Raw genomic sequence first — 21984 nt, forward strand, 5'->3', positions numbered from 1 at the left:
TTCTCCCTCGCCGCAGCGTCAGCGGCTGCGCCGCGACATCACCCGTTTGTCTTTCGGTCTATCCTGCCAGTCCTCAACCTGATTATTGAAGTTGTCCGCCAGCAGGTAAGCCGGGGTTTTCGCCAGCCAGTCGGACAACGAAATATCCTGATAAATGCCGTTGTCCATCACGATCAGTACCTTCAAATCCTCATCGCCGATGTTCTCGATGTAATGGCCGAAGCCCTGCGGCACGTAACCGACGTCTGAAGGGGCGTACTCTTCCGTCTGCGCGTGGCCGTGCGAGCTGAACACCGTCATCCGGCCTTTGCCGGCAATATAGTATTGCCATTCGTTGGCGTTGGGGTGCCAGTGCAATTCCCGGATCGCGCCGGGTTTCACGATCTCGATGATGCCGGTCATGGTGGTGGAAATAGGAAATTCTTTCGATGACACCAAATGGACGCTGCCCGCATCATTTTCAAAGAACGGCTTTTGCTTCATTAATTCATAGCGGTGGGTCAGCGGGGCATTATTTAATCCGCCGTCGTTTTTCGGCAATGGTAATGTGGGCGGGACGGCGCCGCCGACAATATAAGCTTCACCCTGTTTGGCCTTGGAAAATACCGCCGCCGGCATGTCGACGCTTTTTTCCAATACCTCTTTCGGCATATGCGCCACCCAGTCGGTGATGCTGAAGGTGCCGAATTCGGAGAAATGCCCGTTATCGAATGCCAGAATAAAATGCGCGCCGTCCGCCAGCGCCTGAATGGAATGGCCATAGCCTTTCGGGAAATACCAGACGTCGCCAGGGCCGAAATCCGCCACCTCACATTTTCCCTCGGGATCGAGGATGGTGATGCGCGCATGGCCTTCCAGCATGAATGCCCATTCGGCGGCGATGGCGTGCCAATGCAGTTCGCGCACGCCGCCCGGCTCCAGCGTCATGTCGACGCCCGCCACGCCTTCGGAGATCGGGAATTGCTCGACGGTGGCTTCGCGTGCCCAGCCGTTGGGCAGGCTGCGTTTTTTGCTGTCGGTGAATTTGTATTTATAGAGATGCTGCGCATCGGCAGGCGGCTGATAGCTGCTGGGAGGCACGATATTACGATGGTCGTCGGCAGCGGCATTTTTGGCGATGCCGCCGATCATGCCGGCGGCGGCCGCGCTGACGGCGGAGACTTTCAATATATCACGACGCGATAGCATAGCATTTTCTCCAATATAAACCGTGCGCCTGCAGCAGCAGGCGACGGGGAAGGCGCGATCGCCATTGAAATGATTTTTTGTCATCGGCGGGAATAGGCTGTGACCCTTAAATCCTAGCGGCTGGAATGTATTGCGTAGGCGCTTATTTGTTTGCGTTTGTTACTAAGTGAGTGCAGGTTTAATTAATTGTCCGGAAGTTGAATAGTCATTAATTGGAATTAATTTTAGTCACCGACCGATTTAAATAAATAATAAACGAACGTCGTTTTTTATTGGCCATTCGGGCTATTTTTTGTGACGTCAGCGTCCGGCACCCCCACGGTATCCAGCACCAGCTGACGAAAGCGCCCGACGAGGTTAAAGGGTGACAACAGCCTGAAAACCCGTTTCAAGTCATTACGTAATGCATTAATTTGTGTAAAATCAGAGTTAACCCAATACCGTTGAGAACTTTGCTATGGCTGGCGTAAACAAAACACATCTGACCGAAACGGACATCATCACCAAATTTATTCTGCCGGCGGTCAAGGAAGCCGGTTGGGATGTGATGTCACAGATTCGGCAGGAAGTGAAACTCCGGGATGGTAAGATCGTGGTGCGCGGAAAACTGGCTTCCCGTATCAAAGTCAAATCCGCCGATATTGTTCTCTACCACAAGCCAAACTTGCCATTGGCGGTGATCGAGGCAAAAGCCAATCAGTACGCCATCGGCAAAGGGATGCAACAGGGGCTAGATTACGCCGGGCTGCTTGACGTTCCCTTTGTGTTTGCTTCCAACGGCGACGGTTTTATCTTCCATGACAAAACCAATCCCCAGCAGTTGGAGTCCGAAATTGCACTTAGCGACTTTCCAACGCCTGAACAGCTATGGCAGAAGTACTGTGTCTGGAAAGGGTTCACGCAGGAGCAATTGCCGGTCATCAGCCAGGATTATTACGATGACGGCAGCGGCAAGTCTCCCCGTTACTATCAGATTCAGGCGGTCAATCGAACGGTCGATGCCGTATCGGCGGGGAAAAACCGGGTTTTGTTGGTGATGGCGACCGGTACGGGCAAAACCTATACCGCGTTTCAGATCATCTGGCGGCTGTGGAAAGCGAAAAACAAAAAACGCATTCTGTTCCTGGCGGATCGCAACATTCTGGTCGATCAGACCAAAAATAACGATTTCCAGCCGTTTGGCAACGCCATGACCAAAATCACCGGGCGCACCATCGATCCGGCCTATGAGGTCCATCTGGCATTGTACCAGGCGATAACCGGCCCCGAAGAGTATCAAAAAGCCTACAAACAGGTGGCGCCCGACTTCTTCGACCTGATCGTGATAGACGAATGCCACCGTGGCAGCGCCTCCGAGGATTCTGCATGGCGCGAAATTCTGGAGTATTTCGGCAGCGCCACCCAGATTGGCCTGACGGCGACGCCGAAAGAAACCGAAGACGTCTCCAACATCGACTACTTCGGTGATCCGGTGTACACCTACTCGCTGAAAGAAGGCATTGAAGACGGCTTCCTCGCGCCGTACAAAGTGGTGCGTGTGGATATCGACGTTGATGTACAGGGATGGCGGCCGCTTAAAGGACAGTTGGATAAATACGGCGCAGAAATTGAAGATCGTATTTATAACCTGAAAGATTTTGACCGCACTCTGGTGATTGATGAGCGCACCATGCTGGTGGCGCAGACCATCACCGATTACCTCAAGCGCACCAACCCGATGGATAAAACCATCGTCTTCTGCAACGACATCGATCATGCCGATCGCATGCGCCACGCGTTGGTGGTGCTGAATCCGGAACAGGTCCTGAAGAACGAAAAGTATGTGATGAAAATCACCGGCGATGATGATGCAGGCAAGGCGCAGCTGGATAACTTTATCAATCCTAAGAAAGCCTACCCGGTTATCGCGACGACCTCCGAATTGATGACTACCGGCGTGGATGCCCAAACCTGTAAATTGGTCGTGCTGGATCAGAACATCCAGTCGATGACCAAGTTCAAACAGATCATCGGGCGCGGCACGCGTATCAACGAAAAGTACGGCAAACTGTGGTTCACCATTCTCGATTTCAAAAAAGCGACCGAGCTGTTTGCGGATGAGCGCTTTGACGGCGTACCAGAGAAAGTGCTGGTTGTGAAGCCTGACGATATTTCAGACGCGGAGTCTGATTTTAATGAACGGTTGGATGCCGAAGAGAACGCAGAAGAGGCCTACGGCGCTGCACATGAAGAACCGGCGGAATACCAGGCCAACCCGGATAAACCGGCGGGGAACGGTGAATTCCATCAGGATGACGACGGCAAAACCCGTAAATTCTATGTCAATGGCGTGAGCGTCAGTGTGCTGGCCAAACGCGTTCAGTATTACGATGCCGATGGCAAGCTGGTCACTGAATCCTTCCAGGATTACACCCGTAAAACCTTGCTCAAAGACGGTGAGTTCGCCTCGCTTGATAGCTTTGTGCGTAAATGGCAGGCGGCGCCGCGCAAACAGGCCATTATCGAAGAGCTGGAACAATTGGGTATCCTGTGGGATGTGCTGGCCGAAGAGGTGGGGAAAGATCTCGACCCGTTTGATTTGCTCTGCCATGTGGTGTACGGTCAGCCGCCGTTAACGCGCCAGGAGCGCGCTGCCAACGTGCGCAAGCGTGACTATTTCACCAAATACGCCGAACCGGCGCAGCAGGTGCTCAGCACGCTGCTGGATAAATATGCCGATGACGGGGTTCAGGAAATCGAAGACGTTCAGGTCTTGAAACTGAAGCCGTTCGATACGCTGGGGCGCCCGCTGGAAATCATCAAAACCCGCTTCGGTGACAAGCAGGCTTACGAACAGGCGGTTAACGAACTGGAAAACGAAATCTATCGGTTACCGCCGCGTTTCGCCTGATAGCGCATAAACATTTTGCCACGGGTTGTTCCCGCAGCCGGTGGCATCCTTTTTTTAGTATGGAAAGAAAACATGTCGATTAGCTCAGTGATTAAATCCCTTCAGGACATTATGCGTAAAGACGCCGGCGTAGACGGCGACGCGCAGCGCCTTGGCCAGCTTTCGTGGCTGCTGTTTCTGAAAATTTTCGATACTCAGGAAGAAGAGCTGGAACTGGAGCAGGATGATTACCAGTTCCCGATCCCGCAGCGCTATTTATGGCGCAGCTGGGCGGCGAACAGCGAAGGGATCACCGGGGATGCGCTGCTGGAGTTCGTCAACGACGACCTGTTCCCGACGCTGAAGAATCTCACCGCGCCTATCGACAAAAACCCACGCGGTTTTGTGGTCAAACAAGCGTTCAGCGATGCCTATAACTACATGAAAAACGGCACGTTGCTGCGCCAGGTGATCAATAAACTCAACGAAATCGACTTCAGCAGCAGCCAGGAACGCCATCTGTTTGGCGATATCTACGAACAGATCCTGCGTGACTTGCAAAGTGCCGGTAATGCGGGCGAGTTTTACACCCCGCGCGCCGTGACACGCTTTATGGTCAACCGTATTGACCCGAAACTGGGCGAGTCGATCATGGATCCGGCCTGCGGCACCGGCGGTTTTCTCGCCTGCGCGTTTGACCATGTGAAAGAGCATTACGTCAAAACGACCGAAGACCACAAAACGCTGCAAACGCAAATTCACGGCGTAGAGAAGAAACAGCTGCCGCACCTGCTGTGCACCACCAATATGCTGTTGCACGGCATTGAGGTGCCGGTGCAAATTCGCCACGACAATACGCTCAATAAACCGCTGTCTTCCTGGGATGAGCAGATTGACGTGATCGTCACCAACCCGCCGTTTGGCGGCACCGAAGAAGACGGCATCGAGAAGAACTTCCCGGCCGAGATGCAAACCCGTGAAACCGCCGATCTGTTCCTGCAGCTGATTATTGAAGTGCTGGCAGACAAAGGCCGTGCGGCGGTGGTGTTACCGGACGGCACGCTGTTTGGCGAAGGCGTAAAAACCAAAATCAAAAAGTTGCTCACCGAAGAGTGCAACCTGCACACCATCGTGCGTTTGCCGAACGGCGTGTTTAACCCGTATACCGGCATCAAAACCAATATTCTGTTCTTCACCAAAGGTCAGCCGACTAAACAGGTGTGGTTCTACGAGCACCCGTACCCGGAGGGCGTGAAGAACTACAGCAAAACCAAACCGATGAAGTTTGAAGAGTTCCAGGCTGAAATCGACTGGTGGGGCAACGAAGCGGACGGTTTTGCAGGCCGCGAGGAAAACAACCAGGCGTGGCAAGTCAGCATCGACGACATCATCGCTCGCAATTTCAACCTCGATATCAAAAATCCGTACCAGGGTGAAGCCGTCAGCCACGATCCGGATGAACTGCTGGCGCAGTACCAGACGCAGCAGGCGGAAATCAGCGAGCTGCGTAATCAACTGCGCGACATCCTCGGCGCTGCGCTGGCCAGCAACAAGGGGGCTAACTGATGAGCGTTGAGAAACTGATTACCGATCATATCGATATCTGGTCTTCGGCCTTACAAACTCGCTCCAGCGCCGGGCGAGGCAGCAACGGTAAAATCGACCTCTATGGCATTAAGAAACTGCGCGAGCTGATTCTTGAGCTGGCAGTGCGCGGCAAATTAGTGCCGCAGGATCCAAATGATGAACCGGCGTCTGAACTGCTAAAACGTATCGCGGCTGAGAAAGCAGAGTTAGTAAAGCAGGGGAAGATTAAAAAGCAGAAGCCGCTGCCGGAAATTAGTGAGGATGAGAAGCCGTTTGAATTGCCGGAGGGGTGGGAGTGGCAAAGATTGATCGAGTTGGGTTCATGGGCTATAGGATCAGGGTTTCCAACTTCTATTCAAGGCATTACCTGTGAAGATATTCTGATGTGTAAAGTCAGTGACATGAATCTTCAAGGAAATGAAAAATTTATTAAAGTTACAAACAATACTATCTCTGAGGAATCGGCTATTCAGAGGAAAATAAATGTTTCCGAACCCGGAACGGTAATATTTCCAAAAATTGGTGGGGCTATTGCTACAAATAAAAGACGAATTCTTGTCAAAAAAACAGCTATTGATAATAACTGCTTAGGGATAAGACCTTTTGAACGAATAAATCTTGAGTGGTTTTTTTTAATCCTGAATGTCATTGATATGGCGAAGTATCAATCAGGAACGTCTATGCCTGCTATAAATCAGAGCGTGATTGGCAATATTGTTATTGCTCTTCCATCTGAATGCATGCAAGCCAGAATAGTAGCAAAAGTTGAAGAGTTAATGTTCCTTTGCGACCAACTGGAACAGCGATCCCTGACCAGTCTAGATGCGCATCAGCAACTGGTTGAAACGCTTTTGGCGACGCTGACCGACAGCCAAAGTGCCGAAGAACTCGCCGAAAACTGGGCGCGAATCAGCCAGCACTTCGACACGCTGTTTACCACCGAAGCGAGTATCGACGCGCTTAAGCAAACCATTCTGCAATTGGCAGTGATGGGTAAACTGGTGCCGCAAGATCCTAACGACGAACCCGCTTCTGAACTACTTAAACGTATTGAGCAGGAAAAAGCGCAGCTGGTGAAAGAAGGAAAAATTAAAAAGCAAAAACCGTTGCCAGCTGTAAGCGAAGATGAAAAGTTATTTGAGGTGCCGGATGGTTGGGAATGGTGTAAATTTGGTTCTTTGGCAGAATTCATAAATGGTGATAGAGGAAGTAATTATCCTAACCGAAATGAATATGTTGAAAAAGGTATTCCATGGATAAATACTGGCCATATTGAGAGAAATGGAACCCTTTCCATTGGGGGGATGCATTTCATAACTCAAAAAAAATATGACGAGTTACGTAGTGGCAAAATAACTGAGGGGGATCTTGTATACTGCTTGCGAGGTGCTACCTTTGGTAAAACAGCATTTGTCACTCCTTACACTGAAGGGGCCATAGCATCATCATTGATGATTGTTAGGGCTCATCTAATTGAGACCAATAGTTATATCTATAATTATTTGATTAGCCCATTTGGGAGGTCGCAAATATTAAGGTTTGATAACGGTTCCGCACAACCTAATCTATCAGCTAACAGCGTCATGCTGTATGCATTTCCTTGTCCACCATTAGCTGAGCAACTTCGAATATCACGTCGAATAAAGTTACTATTTGAGGTCTGCGACACCCTCAAATCCCGCCTGCAATCCACCCAACAAACCCAGCTTCACCTGGCGGATGCGCTTACCGACGCCGCGTTAAACTAAGGAACGGACGATGCCGCTTCATCATGCAATCTGGCGGGTGGGGGATACCCCCCAGCCACTGACCATCAGCAAGCTCTCCAGCGAACAACTGCTGGAGAAGATGATCTTAAACGATCCGACCATTCTCTCCGATCAGTGGATGCTGATCGGCCATCAGGAAAACACGCTCGATAAAGGGCGTATCGACCTGCTGGCGATTGCGCCGGATGCCTCGTTGATTCTGATTGAGCTGAAGCGCGATCGCACACCGCGTGAGGTGGTGGCGCAGGCGCTGGACTATGCCTCCTGGGTCGATGATCTCACCGCAGATCGCCTGTCGCAGATTTACGAAAAATTCTCCGGCGGTGGCAATCTGGGGGAGGCGTTTAAGCAGCGCTTCAACACCGAACTGGAAGAGGACTCCCTGAATCAGTCACATCAGATCATTATTGTGGCGGCAGAGCTGGATCCCTCGACCGAGCGCATCGTGGACTATCTCAGCAAGAATGGCATCTCCATTAACGTGCTGTTCTTTAAAGTGTTCCAGCACGGTGACGATCAGTTCTTAAGCCGCGCCTGGCTTCTCGATCCGAGCGAGACGCAGACCAATGCTGCGCAGGCCACCGCAGGAACCAGCGCCAAAACCAAAGATCCCTGGAATGGGGAATTCTATGTTTCATTTGGCGATCCGTTAAGCCGGAGCTGGGAAGAGGCGCGTCGCTACGGGTTTATCAGCGCCGGTGGCGGCAGTTGGTACAGCCAGACCTTAAAGCAGCTCCAGCCTGGCGACCGTGTGTGGGTAAAGATCCCGGCAACGGGCTATGTGGGCGTCGGTTTGGTCCAGAGCGCTGTGGAGCCCGTCAGCAGTTTTACGGTTAACACCGAAGACGGTGAAAAACCGGCGATGGAAGTGCTTAAGTATCGCGATCTGTATCGCAGCAATGCCGATGATCCGGACAAGTCAGAGTATTTTGTCCCGGTGAAATGGCTGGAAACCCGCAGTGAAGAAGATGCGGTCAATGAAGTGGGCTTTTTCGGCAATCAGAATACGGTATGTAAACCGACAGCGCCGAAGTGGCGGCATACCATTGAGAAGCTGAAACGCTATTTCCGCCATTGGGATGCGGACGCGTAATGGGGCTGGGCAATGGGATCGTCATTATCAGCTCTCCCCCACGGTCTCCAGCACCAGCTGGCGAAAGCGCTCGACGATCGGCGAAGCCGGGCTATGGCGCAGCGCCAGGTAAAGCGGGGCGCTGAGCTGCGCTTCTTCGGCGAGGGTGCGGTAGACGATGCCGTCGCCGCCCAGCCGCCGCATCGAGCCGGGCACAATTGACAACCCCAGCCCGGCGCCGACCAGGCTGAGGGTGGCCGGCAGGCGCGGCGCTTCCTGCACGATGCGCGGGCTGAAGCCGGCGCGGTGGCAGGCGGCCAGGATGGCGTCGTACAACCCCTGACCGGCCGGGCGGCGATAGAGAATAAAGGCCTCGTGGGCCAGTTCGGCCAGCGGCAGCGGCTGCTGCGTTTCTTGCGCCAGCCGGTGGCCCAGCGGCAGGGCGACGATCATCGGCTCGCTGAGCACCGGCTCGACGCTCAGGCCGGGAATGCCGTTGGCCGGCGAACGCACGAAGGCGGCGTCGAGGCGCTGTTCCAGCAACGCCTCCATCAGTTCGCCGCTGCCGGCTTCTTCCAACTGGGTGGTGATACCCGGCAGGATGTCGCGGTAGCGGCGCAGCAGGTTGGGCACGAACGGATGCAGCGCGGCGGAACTGGTGAAACCGATGGCGATGTGGCCCTGCTCGCCGCGGGCGGCGCGCTGTACCGCTTCGCGCAGACGTTCGGCGCGCGCCAGCAGGGCGCGAGCCTCTTCAAACAGCACGCCCCCCGCTTCGGTGACGCGCACGCCGCGCGGCAGGCGCTGCAACAAGGTTACGCCCAGTTCGTCTTCCAGCCCCTGCAGCAGGCGGGTCAGCGGCGGCTGTTGGATAAACAGCCGCTCGGCGGCGCGGGTGATGTTGCCTTCTTCCACCACGGTGACGAATGCCCGCAGGCGACGCAGTTCGATCATAGCCATACCTCAAAGGTATTGTTAGTTTCTCCGGAATGCATTAGACATCATGGCACGGCGGCGCGCATGATACCAGACATCAAAACAAGCGATGTGGAACGGCAATGTCATGTCAGATATCAATACGTTAAAACCGCACCCGGCGGCAGCGCCGGGTAATGCGGAGCTGTTTTTGGGCTTTCTCTGGCTGGGGCTTCTCGGCTTCGGCGGCGTGCTGCCGATGGCGCGCAGTATGCTGGTGGAGCGCCGGCGCTGGCTGAGCGGCGAACAGTTTACCGAGCTGCTCGGTCTGTGCCAGTTCCTGCCCGGCGGCAATGTGATCAACCTGTCGGTGGCGGTGGGCATGGAGTTTCGCGGGCTGCGCGGCGCGCTGTGCGCCTTGCTGGGCCTCATCAGCGCGCCGACGGCGATCGTGGTGGGGCTGGGCGTGGTGTACGCCCGCTTCCAAAACGATCCGCATGTGCAGCATGTGTTCGCCGGGCTGGCCGCCGCCGCCGCCGGGCTGCTGCTGTCGACCGGGCTCAAGATGCTGCTGCCGCTGCGCGGTAAATGGCCGGCGCTGGCGATCGTCGCGCTGGCGCTGATCGCCATCGCCTGGCTGCGCCTGCCGCTGTTGCCGACCATGCTGGTGCTGGCGCCGCTGAGCATTCTGCTGATGTGGCGGTGGCCGTCATGAGCGGGGTGTTGATGGCGTTGGCGCTGATTTTCACCGAGCTTTCTTTATTGGCGTTCGGCGGCGGCATGACCATTCTGCCGGAAATGCAGCGGCAGGTGGTGGAGGTGCATCAGTGGATGAGCGCCCAGGAGTTCAGCGCGCTGTTCGCCATGGCGCAGGCCGCGCCGGGGCCGAACATGATGATCGTGCCGCTGGTCGGCTGGCACGTCGCCGGCTGGGCGGGGCTGTTAGTGTCTTCGATCGCCAAGTTCGGGCCGTCTTCCATCGTTACGCTATTGGTGATGGGCGCCTGGCGGCGCTTTAAGGATCGCCCGTGGCGCCGCATCGTGCAGGCCGGACTGGTGCCGCTGACCGTGGGGTTGGTGGCGGCCAGCGGTATCTTGATCGCCGAGGCTTCCGCGCCCAGCTGGCGGCTGGCGGCAATCGTGGCGCTGGCGACGGGGTTGAGCATGAGCAAGCGCCTCCATCCGCTGTGGGTGCTGGCGGGCGGCGCGCTGCTCGGGTTACTGTTCGCCTGAAGGGTTAGCGCGGGATCAGTACAAAGCGCGAAGGGCCGTTGCGGTCGATCAGCTCATAGCGCTTCGGCGCGGTCAGGGCCAGAAACGCCACCATGCTCCCTTCGGCGTCGGTCAGCGTCATGCCGTCCGGCGTCGGCCGCCAGGCGACCGGCAGCGCGTGCAGCGCCAGCGGCTGCAGGCATTGGGCGGAGGCGCTGAAACGGAAAGCGTTGGTGTTGGCGACCGCTTCGTCGCTCAGCTGCACCTCGCAGACGGTTTTACCGTCGCCGATGGCGGCGAGCTGCCAGTCGCCCTTCAGCGCGGCGGGTTCCAGCAACGGCAGTGAACTGCCCAGGGCACTGCTGCACAATATGCTCATAACGACTCCTGTCAGGCTGGCGCGGCGCAAAGCGCGCATAAGGAAATGGGTTGGCATCGGGTCACTCCTTTCGGCTGTCCGTTCACACTTTAGCACGTACCTATCTTGATGATGAGGGAAGGATTAGGTTTTTTAATCCTCGATTATTCTGATCTGATCGGTGATAAAATACGCAAAAAGACGAATAATTAACCCGTTAATGCGCTCATTTTTCTCATTAATATAGTGAGAATACAAATTGTTACGCGTATCTCCATCTCTATGCCCGGCGCGGTGAAGCCAGGCCGGGTGGGCTCGCGCCAGCGGGGTGAGTCACTATACTGGTCATTCCTAAGCCTTGGCTTAGATTAGAACGACTGATGAATAGTCTTACAAAGCGAGTGGGTTCCTATTGTGTAAAAGGAGAATACAATGCGCAGTCGCCACAACGACATTTTGCAAGATGACGATGAGTTCACCAGCCTGGCCGCCACATCCCCCAACGATCATAACTATCAGTTTTACTATCACCAGCCCGGCAGCCCCTATGACGGCTTGGGCTACGGCGCGCTGTTCACGCTGGACAACGCTAACCTGTACAGCAACCAGCGCGGCGGGGCAGCCATCGACAACCTGGGTAAAATCCGCGATAACTTCAGCTTCGATCGCGCCGCCGATCAGCTGACGCGGCCGGGCCTGACGCACAACGGCGACCAGGTGTATCACCAGCCGGTCGCGCTGACCTATTCCTTCCTGACGCAGAGTGCGCTGAACCGCATCGGCCAGACCGGTGACGGCGACAAGGGGTTGCAGCCGTTGACCCAGGCGGCGCAGGCTCAGGCGCTGAAATCGATGCAGGCGTGGGCCGACGTGGCGAACGTGACCTTTACCGAGGCGGCGTCCACCGATATCAACCACCGAGCGGACATCACCTTCGCTTACTTCACCCAGCGCGCCGACGGCAGCACCGCCGCCGGCAGCGGCCCGAATGCCATCAACGCGTACGCCTATTACCCGCCGAGTTCCAAATCGGGCAGCGATAACGCCTTTGCGGGCACGGTGTGGTTCAACAAGAACTTTGCCACCCATCAGGCGCCGGTTAGCGGTGACTTCAGCAGCCAGACCTTCACCCACGAGCTGGGGCATGCCCTGGGGCTGGCGCACCCGGGATCTTATGACGCGTCGCTGGGTAACCCGAGCTACCAGAACGATGCCGCCTATTATCAGGATTCGTTGCAATACTCGATCATGAGCTATTTCAACGCCGGTTACACCGGCGCCGACACCAAAGGGGTGTACGGCTATGGCCCGATGGTGGATGACATCGCCGCGATCCAAAAATTGTACGGCGCCAACATGAGCACCCGCACCGGCGACACGGTGTACGGCTTCAACTCCAACACCGGGCGCGATTTCCTGACCGCCACGGCGGACAACGGCAAACCGGTCAACTTCGCGGTGTGGGACGCCGGCGGCAACGACACGCTGGACTTCTCCGGCTACAGCCAGCAGCAGATGATCAATCTGAACGACGGCGCGTTCTCCAGCGTCGGCGGCGGCACGCAGAACGTCGCCATCGCGCGCGGGGCGATCATCGAGAACGCCATCGGCGGCAGCGGGCGCGATGTGATCATCGGCAACGATCAGGACAACCTGCTGGCGGGCAACGCCGGCTCCGATATCCTGTACGGCGGCCTGGGGGCGGATCATCTGTGGGGCGGCAAAGATGCCAATAACTTCACCGACTATTTCGTCTACCTCAATGCCAAAGAGTCCACGGTGGCGGCGTTCGACGTGATTGAAGACTTCGAGCACGGCATCGACAAGATCGATCTCTCCGGCCTGCGCTTCAACAACAGCCTGAGCGAACTGCGCTTTATCGACAGCGGCAGCGCCTTCAGCGGCCAGAAAGGCGAGATCCAGCTCAACTTCGACGCCTTCAACGGCACCACCGATCTGCTGATGAACACCCAGAGCAACAGCTACGCCGCCGACTTCAAGATCCACGTGGTCGGGCAGGTCGAGCAGAGCGATATCTTGTTTGCCTGATAAACTGAGCAAATCGTCTCATTATACAAGGGCCTGACGGCCCTTTTTTGGGAGCGTGATCATGAGCGGTTTTTTTTCACAATCAAGATTCGATGTTCGTCTTGAATGGGGAATTCAGGCGGTTGAGTTGATGGCGCAGGATGTGGATTGCGTCGTTATCGTCGATGTGATGTCTTTCGCAACCTGTGTGAGCGTTGCATTATCTCGAGGCGCGGTGGTTTATCCTTACCCATGGAAAGATGACAGGGTACAGCAGTATGCCGAAACATTCGGGGCTGTAGCTGCCAATGCCAACCGACGCTTCGCCGGAGAAGGCTACTCTCTTTCACCTGCTTCACTGGCCGCGTTGAATCCGGGCACAAAATTAGTGCTACCATCACCTAATGGCTCTGCACTGGCGTTTAAGGCTCGTGAGTCAGGAGCCGTGGTGTACGCCGGCTGTTTGAGAAATCTGACGGCGACGGCGGATGCTTGCAACGGGTACAAAAAAATATTGATCGTTGCCGGTGGAGAGAAGTGGCCGGACGGCAGTTTGCGTCCGGCGCTAGAGGACTGGGTGGTTGCAGGTGGCATAGCCTCTCTGTTCTCGGGGAAAACACTGTCCCCAGAAGCCTTGGCGGCCGCAGCTTGCTATCGAACGCTACCGATTAACATATTGTTCGAGTGCAGTTCTGCCCGGGAGCTGATAGAACGCGGCTTTGCCAAAGACGTTGAGCTTTGTCTGACACTTGACGCCGAGAAGGATGCCAGCCGGTTGCAAGACAACTACTTCATTTACACTGACCCGGCCGCCGCCGCGCTTTCCGCTACGAAAGAACCGGTCGTCACCTCGCCGGCGCGGCGGTAGTGGGCCACGATCACGCCGCCGGGCGAGACCACCGAGTGGGTCAGCGTGAAGGCCGCCGGCGCCGCGTTGTCATCGAACAGCCGCTTGCCGCCGCCGAGCAGCACCGGGTAGGTGAGCAAGCGCAGTTCATCCACCAGATCGTTGGCCAGCAGCTGTTGCATCAGCGTGCTGCTGCCCTGCACCAGCAGCACCGGCCCCTGGGTGCGCTTCAGCTCGCGCAGCCGGGCGAGGATGTCTTGCCCCAGCCACTGGCTGTTCTCCCACGTCAGCGTCTCGCCGTGGTGGGTGGCGACGTACTTGGCCGCCTGATTGAACACGCGGGCGATGTCGGCGGAAAACGGGTCGGCCTCGTCGGTGATATGCGGCCAGTAGCCGGCGAAGATATCGTAGGTGCGCCGCCCGAGCAGCAGATCGAAAGGCGCAGAGAAAAGATCGCTCATCGTTTCCGCGACGGCGTCATCCCAATAGGGCGCGGTCCAGCCGCCGAAGCGAAAGCCGCCGCTGCGGTCTTCGTCTTGCCCGCCGGGCGCCTGCATCACGCCGTCGAGGCTGACGAACGCGCTGGCAATAATCTGTCGCATGGCTGTCTCCTGCAGTTGAGTGCCAGCTGAAAGTTTAGCCGCCGTGCGGCGGCCGCGCCAACCGGCCGCTCAGGGTGGCAGCGCCTTGAGCAACGCCTGATGGAAGCGCGCCGGCTCCTCCATTTGCGGCGCATGGCCCAGCCCGGCGAACTCGATCAGCGTGGCGTGCGGGATGAGTTTCGCCGCCTGTTTGCACAGCACCGCGTAATGCCCGATTTTGGCCTTGACTGCCGGCGGGGCGATATCGCTGCCGATGGCGGTGGTGTCGGCGGTGCCGATCATCAGCGTGGTGGGGGTTTGCAGATCCTTGAACTCGTAGTACACCGGCTGGGTGAAGATCATGTCGTAGATCAGCGCCGAGTTCCACGCCACCAGGCGGTGGCCCGGCCCGTTGTTCAGCCCGGCCAGCATATCCACCCAGCGATCGTACTCCGGCTTCCAGCGGCCGCCGTAGTAGGTGTGCTGCTCATAATTGCGGATGCCCTCGGCGGTGGTGTTCAGCTCGCGCGCGAACCATTGATCGACGCTGCGCCACGGCACGCCTTTCGCCTTCCAGTCCTCGAGGCCGATCGGGTTGACCATCACCAGCTGTTCCACCGCCTGCGGATACATCAGGCTGTAGCGCGTGGCCAGCATGCCGCCGGTGGAGTGGCCGATGACGATGGCCTTGCTGATGTTCAGGTTCTGCAGCAGGCCGTGGGTATTTTGCGCCAGCTGCTGGAAGCTGTACTGGTAATGCGCCGGCTTGGTAGAGGAGCAAAAGCCGATTTGGTCCGGCGCGATCACGCGGTAGCCGGCCTTGCTCAGCGCCTTGATGGTGTCCTGCCAGGTGGCGGCGCAGAAGTTTTTACCGTGCAGCAACAGCGCGGTGCGGCCGTTGGCGGCGCCTTCCGGCGGCACGTCCATATAGCCCATTTTTAACGGCTGCCCCTGCGAGGTGAAGCTGAACTGCTGCAACGGGTAGGGGTAGTGAAAGCCCTGCAGCTCCGGGCCGAACGTCGGCGTTTCGGCGGCGCCGGCGTTGAACGCGGCCAGCGCGGCGCACAGCAGCGCGCTACGGGTGAATCTCAGCATCCTGATCTCCTGAAAACGGACGAGAGCCGAGTATAGCCACAATCAAGGCGTCGGCGCGCCAGTGGTTTCAGATAATTCTGTAATATGACGGTTTGATTCCCGGCCAGATTCCGGCAACGCTCTTTTTCACAGTGAACGCGGTCACGCCGCGCAACATTGGCGGCGCCTGATGGTTTTATTTCAAGGCTAAGTTATGCGATGCTTAAGCATTATTTATGCAAAAGGATCCTCGCATGTCCGCTTTATCCCGCTGCGCTTTCAGCGAAGGCAGCGTCGCTTTGCCGGAAGGCTATGCCGATCGCACGGTCAACGTCCTGTTGGCCGGCGATGATGTTTCCCCCTCAGTCAATATTTCCCGCGATGCGCTGCAGCCGGAGGAGAACCTGGAAGGCTACGTCACCCGCCAGCTCGATGCGCTGGCACAGGGGCTGAAAGGTTGGGCGTTCAAAAGCCGCGAGCCGGCGACGCTGGGCGATGGGCTGGCCGCCGGTGAATGGGTGCGCGCCAGCTACCTGCGCGACGGCAAACGCATCTGGCAGAACCAGGCGGTGTTCGCCCTGGCGGAAGGCCGGGTGCTGGTGTTCACCCTGGCGATGGCGCGCAAGCTGACGCCACAAGATGACGCGCTGTTGCAGCAGGTGCTGAGCAGCTACCGGGCGGCCTAACGATGAACTCTTTGCGTAAAAGGACCTTACGATGACCGAAGCGGCCCGCGTCGGCGATACCATCGGGCATTCCCATGCCCTGGCCGGCATGATTGCCGGCACCCTTGTCGGCGGCCTGATCGCCGCCGCAGGCGCGGTGGCGGCGGGTGCGCTGTTCGTCGCCGGCCTGGCGGCTTCCTGTATTGGCGTCGGCGTGCTGCTCATCGGCGCCAGCCTGGCGGTGGGGTATCTCACCGGGGAGGCGGCCACCGCGGCGCGCGACGGCATTGCCGACGCCGGTGCCGGTAGCCTGACCCCCAAAGGCAATATCGTCACCGGCTCCCCCAACGTTTTCATCAACGGCAAACCCGCCGCGCTCGCCACCAACAGCCAGGTGGCCTGCAGCGACGACGGCCCGAGTATGCAGATGGCGCAGGGCTCCGACAAGGTCAGCATCAACGGCCAGCCCGCTTCGCGCGTGGGGGACAAAACCAACTGCGACGCGCAGGTGATGGAAGGTTCGCCCAACGTGTTTATCGGCGGCGGCACCGTCACCACCTTGCCGATCAAGCCCGAAGTGCCGGATTGGCTGTACAAGGTCTCTGACCTGACGCTGCTGTTCGCCGGCCTGGTGGGCGGCGTGGGCGGCGCCGCCGGCAAGTTGGGGGCGCTCGGCAAACTGCTGGGCAAGCTGCCCGGCATCAACAAACTGGCGCGCATCGCCTGCCGCGCCGGCACCCTGATGACCGCGACCGCCGCGGTTGGCATTATCGCCCGGCCGGTGGATATCGTCAGCGGCCAGAAATTCCTCGACGGCGAAGACGATCTCGATTTCGTGCTGCCATCGCGCCTGCCGGTCGCCTGGCAGCGCTATTGGCGCAGCGGCAACCCCGGCGACAGCGTACTGGGCCGCGGCTGGAACCTGTTCTGGGAGAGCAGCCTGCAGCCGTATCAGGACGGCCTGGTGTGGCGCGCGCCTTCCGGCGACTTCGTCGCTTTCCCTATGGTGCCGCGCGGCCACAAAACTTACTGCGAAGCCGAAAAATGCTGGCTGATGCACAACGATGACGGCAGCTGGCAGCTGTTTGACGTCGGCGAACAGATTTTCCACTACCCGCCGCTGGCGGGCGAGCAGCCGAGCCGGCTCAGCATGATCACCGACGCCATCGGCAACGCCACCTCGCTGTTCTACGACGACGAGGGGTTGCTGAATGAACTGGTGGACAGCGCCGGGCAGCGCCTGATGTGCCGCTATGCGCAGGGCCGCCTGCGCGAAGTGGCGCTGCAAACCGCCGAAGGCGAACGGACGCTGGCGCGCTACGGTTACGATGAGCAGGGCCAACTGACGACGGTGAGCAACCGCGCCGGTGAGGTGACGCGCCGCTTTGGCTGGCGCGACGGCCTGATGATCAGCCACCAGGACGCCGCCGGGCTGCTGAACGAATACCAATGGCAAGAGATCGACGGCGTGCCGCGCGTGACGGCCTATCGCAACAGCGCCGGAGAATCCCTTGAGTTCGGTTACGACTTCGCCGGCGGGCGCCGCAGCGCGGTGCGCGGCGACGGCAAACGGGCGGAGTGGCGGCTGGATGACGACGACAACGTGGCGCAGTACACCGATTTCGACCAGCGCCGCTATGGCTTTATCTACCAACGCGGCGAACTGTGCAGCGTGCTGCTGCCCGGCGGCGCGCAGCGCCAGAGCGAATGGGATCCTTATGGCCGCCTGCTGTCGGAGACCGATCCGCTCGGCCGCGTGACGCGCTATCAATATTCGCGCAACAGCGGCCGGCTGTTCGCCGTCGCGTACCCGGATGGCAGCAGCGAGGCGCAGCACTGGGACACGCTGGGGCGCCCGACGCGTTATGTCGATGCCCTGGGCAATGCCACGCTGTACCGCTATCCGGATGACGAAGAGAGCCTGCCGGCCAGTGTGATCGACGCGCTGGGCGGGGAAGTGAAGCTGGAGTGGGACGCCCGCGGCCAGCTGACGCGCTACACCGACTGTTCCGGCAGCGTCACGGCTTATACCTACGATGCGCTGGGGCAACTGACGGCGCAGACCGATGCCGAAGGCCACCAGACGCGCTACCTATGGGATAACGGCGGGCGCCTGCACACCCTGATCCACCCGGACGGCGGCGAAGAGCGTTTTAACTGGAATGCGCACGGCCAGCTGGCCGAACATCAGGACGCGCTGGGCAGCCTGACCCGCTGGCAGTTCAACGCCCTGGGGTTGCCGGTCAGCATCACCGACCGCATCAACCGCACCCGGCGCTATCACTACAGCCCGCAGGGCTGGCTGACGCGGCTGGAGAACGGCAACGGCGGCGACTACCGCTTCAGCTACGATGCGGTGGGCCGCGTGCTGGCCGAAGAGCGCCCGGACGACACCCGCCACTATTATCGTTACGGCGCGGCCGGGCTGCTGGAAGAGCACCGTGAGGTCGGCCTGCCGGGCGGCGCGGGCGAGCTGACGCAGCGCGAACAGCGCTTCCGCTTCGACGAGGCCGGGCAGCTGGTCTGGCGCAGTAACGCCAGTGCGGAATGGCATTACCGTTTCGACCCCATGGGGCGGCTGCGTGAGCTGAACCGCCTGCCGACGGCGAGCGGCGTGGCGCTGGGCATCGAGCCGGACAGCGTGCAGATGCGCTATGACGCCGCCGGGCGGCTGCTCGGCGAGCAAGGCGTCAACGGCGAGCTACAATACCAATGGGATGCATTGGCCAACCTGCAGGCGCTGACGCTGCCGCAGGGCGATCGCCTGCAGTGGCTGTATTACGGCTCCGGCCACGCCAGCGCCATCAAATTCAACCAGCAGGTGGTGAGCGAATTCACCCGCGATCGCCTGCACCGGGAAACCGGCCGCAGCCAGGGCGCGCTGCAGCAGCAGCGGCGTTACGACGCCATGGGCCGCCGCAGCTGGCAGAGCAGCGCCTTCGGCCACGACAAACTGACCCGGCCGGAAGACGGCGTGCTGTGGCGCGCTTATCGCTACACCGGCCGCGGCGAGCTGGCCGGGGTGAGCGACGCGCTGCGCGGCGAAGTGCACTACGGTTACGACGCCGAAGGCCGCCTGCTGCAACACCGCGAACCCAATCAGGGCAAACCGGGCGCGCGGCTGGTGTACGATCTGGCGGATAACCTGCTGGGCGAGCGCAGCCCGCAGAACGACATCGACGCGCACCTGCCGCTGGCGCCGATCGCCGACAACCGCCTGACGCACTGGCAAAAACTGTTTTACCGTTACGACGCCTGGGGCAACCTGATCAGCCGGCGCAACGGTCTGTACGAACAACACTACCGCTACGACGCCGACAACCGGCTGGTGCAGGCGCACGGCCGCGGCCCGCAGGGCGAGTTCGAGGCACAGTATCATTACGACGCGCTGGGCCGCCGCAGCCGCAAAACGGTGCACTACAAGGGCAAAACCGAACAGACGACCCATTTCCTGTGGCAGGGTTATCGGTTGCTGCAGGAGCAGCGCGACGACGGCAGCCGCCGCAGCTGGAGCTACGATCCGGCCAGCCCGTGGAGCCCGCTGGCGGCGCTGGAGCAGGCAGGCGACAGCCGCTCGGCGGATATTTACTGGTATCACACCGATCTGAACAGCGCGCCGCTGGAGGTGACCGACGCGGCGGGCAACCTGTGCTGGTCCGGGCAATACGACACCTTCGGCAAGCTGCAGGGCCAGACGGTGGCCGGCGCGGCGAAGCGGCAGGGCGCGCAATATCAGCAGCCGCTGCGCTACGCCGGGCAATACCAGGATGACGAAAGCGGCCTGCACTACAACCTGTTCCGCTACTACGAACCCGAGGTGGGGCGTTTCACCACGCAGGATCCGATAGGGTTGGAAGGTGGGCTGAATTTATATGCTTATGGGCCAAATCCTTTAACTTGGATAGATCCATTTGGGTTAAGTAATTGTTCGACTCTTGACCGTATTATTGGTGATGCGAACAAAGTCGCTTCGCGTGGTGGAGCTATAACAGCAAAACAAGCTCAGATACTGAGAGATAATTTACCGGTAGTTCAGAGACGGAGTGTTTTCCAAAATCAGATGGCTCGCAAAGAGTTCGTCAGAGATCAGCATTATCTGATGAGTCAGTGGGAAGCCAATACAGGTAGAACCTGGCCGACAGGAGCTACCCCGCACCACATAATCCCACTAGAAAGTGGGGGGGCGAATAAATGGTGGAATTTGATGCCTACTCATGGCACTTTGCCTAATCATTCTTTACCTGGTGTACCTGGCCCACATGCCGCCGGTGGAGTGCTTCGAACAACTGTTCAACAAAGCAGAAAAGCACTGCCTCCTGGAACTATAACTGATTTGAGATTGTGACATGAATGATTTTGACTTTGATAGTTTACTACAGCGCATCGATAGCTCATGCTTTTTCTCAAGAATGGGGCTCCCAGATGTTCTGGATAGTCGCGTGATTTTAATTGAAAATGTTGAGAAGGTGTTTGTTAATCCCACTGATGCAGAGTTTAAGGGATACTATGATAGTGTGGAATGGTTGCCAACATCAATGACTCAGGAGGATCCTTTCTACAAAGTAAAGGAGGTATTACCTAAGGAACTTACTGGTTTACGTATTCGAGTAAACAAGGCTGTCATGAATGCAACAAAGGGATTGTCTAAGGATAAATTCAATTACGGGCCTCATGACTTCAGCTTAGCAGCCAGAAATGGAATTTGTTTTGCGTTCAGAGAGTATGTTTCTGAACAGTATCTTCATTTAGGGAATAAGTGGGAAGAAGTTGTGGGTATATACTTTTCTGGTCACTGGCCTGTGGGTATAGCAAAAGATAAGATAGTTACCATTTAATATTTGTTGACTGCAAAGATAAATATCTTTGCAGAACCATACGACCTAGCCAGTCCGTGGAGCCCGCTGGCGGCGCTGGAGCAGGCGGGCGACAGCCGCTCGGCGGATATCTACTGGTATCACACCTATCTGAACAGCTCGCCGCTGGAAGTGACCGATGCGGCGGGCAACAAAGATTACAAACACTCCATTGGTAGCTCTTTAAAAATGCGGGTAGAAAAGCAGGTCCCCAACCGGGCGACCGAATTAGTGAAATAATATTTCTGTAGGGGGTATGAATAAGACTTTCTCTTTCACAACAGATACTGCGACCTTGTCAATTTTTGATTTGGTGTCTTTAAAACATAGAGTTAGCGACGATGCTGATTGGTGGAGCATTCCAGAGGATGAACTGGAAGAAGTAAATAAAGGTAACGTGTTGTTTTTGAATCTTGGTGAGGACGGTCAGTATACGGTTCGAGTTGTTGATAACATAAGTGAGAACTATAAATCGTTATTTTTGAATGTGCCTTCAGGAAAGGTTTTTGTTGGTGCAGGGGAAGATACTAGCGGTGGTTACCTTGAACCTGACGGTTCTGACTATATGTCAGGTGTGTTTTTGATTATGGATATAGGCAATTACGAAGTAAGATTTAGAAGAGACTCTCTCGATATAGTCATTTCATTTATTAAAAGTAGTGAAAATAAAAATGACGAGAGTGCATTAATTAGGATCTGATTTGTACTTTTTTACAACATGTCAACAATGACCCTCTTTTATTTTAGGGGAATTCGTTGAAAGGAACACCGCGAACCCAATCAGGGCAAACCGGGCGCGCGGCTGGTGTACGATCTGGCGGATAATCTGCTGGGTGAACGCAGCCCGCAGAACGACATCGACGCGCACCTGCCGCTGGCGCCGATCGCCGACAACCGCCTGACGCACTGGCAAAAACTGTTTTACCGTTACGACGCCTGGGGCAACCTGATCAGCCGGCGCAACGG

Annotated in this window: 17 protein-coding genes and 2 pseudogenes; 14 read left to right on the plus strand and 5 right to left on the minus strand. The window is 57.5% G+C overall.

Translation table 11 applies throughout. From position 1 onward, the window contains the following. Positions 1-18: 18 nt before the first annotated feature. Entirely contained in the window at positions 19-1188 is a 1170-nt protein-coding gene (locus tag WA302_RS08135; RefSeq protein ID WP_049206103.1) for a cupin domain-containing protein, read from the minus strand. A 457-nt stretch (positions 1189-1645) separates the two neighbouring features. On the opposite strand from WA302_RS08135, the gene hsdR reads away from it, so the two are divergent. From hsdR to WA302_RS08155, 4 genes are all read left to right on the plus strand, one after another. Then, positions 1646-4078, plus strand: coding sequence for an EcoAI/FtnUII family type I restriction enzme subunit R (hsdR, locus tag WA302_RS08140; RefSeq protein ID WP_261456344.1), 2433 nt, complete (start codon positions 1646-1648; stop codon positions 4076-4078). Positions 4079-4150: 72 nt separating this feature from the next. Next, positions 4151-5623 carry a type I restriction-modification system subunit M gene (locus WA302_RS08145; RefSeq protein ID WP_261456345.1) on the plus strand — a complete coding sequence of 491 codons (1473 nt, stop codon included), beginning with the start codon at positions 4151-4153 and terminating at the stop codon, positions 5621-5623. Continuing rightward, positions 5623-7392 (plus strand): restriction endonuclease subunit S, encoded by a 1770-nt coding sequence (locus tag WA302_RS08150; protein ID WP_261456346.1) that lies wholly within the window; start codon positions 5623-5625, stop codon positions 7390-7392. Before WA302_RS08145 ends, WA302_RS08150 begins: the two co-directional genes overlap by 1 nt. A 10-nt stretch (positions 7393-7402) precedes the next feature. Further along, positions 7403-8506 carry a nuclease gene (locus tag WA302_RS08155; protein WP_261456347.1) on the plus strand — a complete coding sequence of 368 codons (1104 nt, stop codon included), beginning with the start codon at positions 7403-7405 and terminating at the stop codon, positions 8504-8506. 27 nt (positions 8507-8533) lie between these two features. Here WA302_RS08155 and WA302_RS08160 read toward each other — a convergent pair whose 3' ends face one another. Beyond that, positions 8534-9445: a LysR family transcriptional regulator gene (locus WA302_RS08160; protein ID WP_261456348.1), complete on the minus strand. Its 912-nt coding sequence runs from the start codon at positions 9443-9445 to the stop codon at positions 8534-8536. A gap of 103 nt (positions 9446-9548) precedes the next feature. Here WA302_RS08160 and WA302_RS08165 point away from each other — a divergent pair, with 103 nt between their 5' ends. Next, positions 9549-10115, plus strand: coding sequence for a chromate transporter (locus WA302_RS08165; RefSeq protein WP_261456349.1), 567 nt, complete (start codon positions 9549-9551; stop codon positions 10113-10115). Then, complete coding sequence (locus tag WA302_RS08170; RefSeq protein ID WP_028127817.1) at positions 10112-10633, plus strand: chromate transporter; 522 nt, start codon at positions 10112-10114, stop codon at positions 10631-10633. The genes WA302_RS08165 and WA302_RS08170 overlap by 4 nt, the downstream gene beginning before the upstream one ends. A gap of 4 nt (positions 10634-10637) precedes the next feature. Here the strand turns inward: WA302_RS08170 and WA302_RS08175 are convergent, their stop codons facing one another. After that, the gene (locus WA302_RS08175; RefSeq protein WP_016927814.1) at positions 10638-10991 is read right to left on the minus strand and encodes a protease inhibitor Inh/omp19 family protein; all 354 of its coding nucleotides are present in this window, start codon (positions 10989-10991) and stop codon (positions 10638-10640) included. Positions 10992-11402: 411 nt separating this feature from the next. Here WA302_RS08175 and WA302_RS08180 point away from each other — a divergent pair, with 411 nt between their 5' ends. Then, on the plus strand, positions 11403-13019 hold the full coding sequence (locus tag WA302_RS08180; protein WP_142590405.1) for a serralysin family metalloprotease: 1617 nt from the start codon (positions 11403-11405) through the stop codon (positions 13017-13019). Between the two features lie 61 nt (positions 13020-13080). After that, positions 13081-13866: a 2-phosphosulfolactate phosphatase gene (locus tag WA302_RS08185; RefSeq protein WP_089180874.1), complete on the plus strand. Its 786-nt coding sequence runs from the start codon at positions 13081-13083 to the stop codon at positions 13864-13866. Here WA302_RS08185 and WA302_RS08190 read toward each other — a convergent pair. Continuing rightward, entirely contained in the window at positions 13794-14447 is a 654-nt protein-coding gene (locus tag WA302_RS08190) for a dihydrofolate reductase family protein (protein WP_089180875.1), read from the minus strand. The two genes, WA302_RS08185 and WA302_RS08190, sit on opposite strands and share 73 nt — an antisense overlap. Before the next feature lie 69 nt (positions 14448-14516). After that, on the minus strand, positions 14517-15521 hold the full coding sequence (locus tag WA302_RS08195) for an alpha/beta fold hydrolase (protein WP_261456350.1): 1005 nt from the start codon (positions 15519-15521) through the stop codon (positions 14517-14519). 233 nt (positions 15522-15754) lie between these two features. On the opposite strand from WA302_RS08195, the gene WA302_RS08200 reads away from it, so the two are divergent. The 6 genes and pseudogenes from WA302_RS08200 to WA302_RS25330 all read left to right on the plus strand — a co-directional run. After that, a complete protein-coding gene (locus tag WA302_RS08200; RefSeq protein ID WP_049206109.1) occupies positions 15755-16186 on the plus strand; it encodes a DcrB-related protein in 432 nt (143 codons plus the stop codon). A 31-nt stretch (positions 16187-16217) separates the two neighbouring features. Further along, positions 16218-20510, plus strand: a complete 4293-nt coding sequence (locus WA302_RS08205) for an RHS repeat-associated core domain-containing protein (RefSeq protein ID WP_336063426.1) — start codon at positions 16218-16220, stop codon at positions 20508-20510. A 1-nt stretch (position 20511) separates the two neighbouring features. After that, complete coding sequence (locus WA302_RS08210; protein ID WP_043143205.1) at positions 20512-21000, plus strand: hypothetical protein; 489 nt, start codon at positions 20512-20514, stop codon at positions 20998-21000. Between the two features lie 39 nt (positions 21001-21039). Continuing rightward, positions 21040-21171: pseudogene (locus WA302_RS25325) on the plus strand (RHS repeat-associated core domain-containing protein); the annotation flags it as partial. 103 nt (positions 21172-21274) lie between these two features. After that, on the plus strand, positions 21275-21718 hold the full coding sequence (locus tag WA302_RS08220; protein ID WP_049205759.1) for a DUF6386 family protein: 444 nt from the start codon (positions 21275-21277) through the stop codon (positions 21716-21718). Between the two features lie 63 nt (positions 21719-21781). Further along, positions 21782-21984: pseudogene (locus WA302_RS25330) on the plus strand (hypothetical protein); the annotation flags it as partial.

Origin of the sequence: Serratia sp. 201 (assembly GCF_037027545.1) — a bacterium.
GTDB classification, from domain to species: domain Bacteria; phylum Pseudomonadota; class Gammaproteobacteria; order Enterobacterales; family Enterobacteriaceae; genus Serratia; species Serratia bockelmannii.